The organism is Gilliamella sp. wkB178, from assembly GCF_001690705.1.
GTDB classification, from domain to species: domain Bacteria; phylum Pseudomonadota; class Gammaproteobacteria; order Enterobacterales; family Orbaceae; genus Gilliamella; species Gilliamella apicola_K.
On record NZ_LZGK01000008.1, the window covers coordinates 1 to 840 of the forward strand.

At 46.1% G+C, this 840-nt stretch carries 1 tRNA gene and 1 rRNA gene; both read left to right on the forward strand.

The features are described 5' to 3' along the window. The first annotated feature begins 33 nt into the window (after nt 1-33). Nucleotides 34-109 (forward strand) — tRNA-Ala (locus A9G13_RS01400). 204 nt (nt 110-313) lie between these two features. Next, nucleotides 314-840 (forward strand): 23S ribosomal RNA (locus tag A9G13_RS01405); the annotation flags it as partial.

Sequence of the window (840 nt, forward strand, 5' to 3'; positions counted from 1 at the left end):
AGCGAATTGGGGAAACAGATGAAGTGAATTATTGGGGCTATAGCTCAGCTGGGAGAGCGCCTGCCTTGCACGCAGGAGGCCAGCGGTTCGATCCCGCTTAGCTCCACCATTAAAGATATCTCTTTTCAAATTAATTATCTTTGTATTTGCTTTTAATTAAGTAAATAGAAAGATAAAGCTCTTTAACAATTAGGAACAAGCTGAAAGAAACGAGTTCTCGTTTTTATGGCAGACTAGCATATGAAAGTATGTTGGTTTGCAGTAAGAAAGAGAAAAAAGCGTAATGAAAAACCAAGACAACTGTGAGTTGTAAGGTTAAGAAATTAAGCGTACACGGTGGATGCCTAGGCATTCAGAGGCGAAGAAGGACGTGTTAATCTGCGAAAAGCGACGGTAAGCCGATAAAAGGCGCTATAGCCGTCGATGTCCGAATGGGGAAACCCAATGTAGGTAACTACATTATTGCTTGATGAATACATAGTCAAGTGAGGCGAACCGGGAGAACTGAAACATCTAAGTACCCCGAGGAAAAGAAATCAACCGAGATTCCCCGAGTAGCGGCGAGCGAAAGGGGAGGAGCCCAAAGTGGGAAGCATAACGCATTAGTGGAAGCGTCTGGAAAGTCGCGCGACAGAGGGTGAAAGTCCCGTACACGAAGGTGAGTTATGTGGAAGCTTGAAGAGTAGGGCGGGACACGTGATATCCTGTCTGAAGATGGGGGGACCATCCTCCAAGGCTAAATACTCCTGAATGACCGATAGTGAACCAGTACCGTGAGGGAAAGGCGAAAAGAACCCCGGGAGGGGAGTGAAATAGACCCTGAAACCGTGTACGTACAAT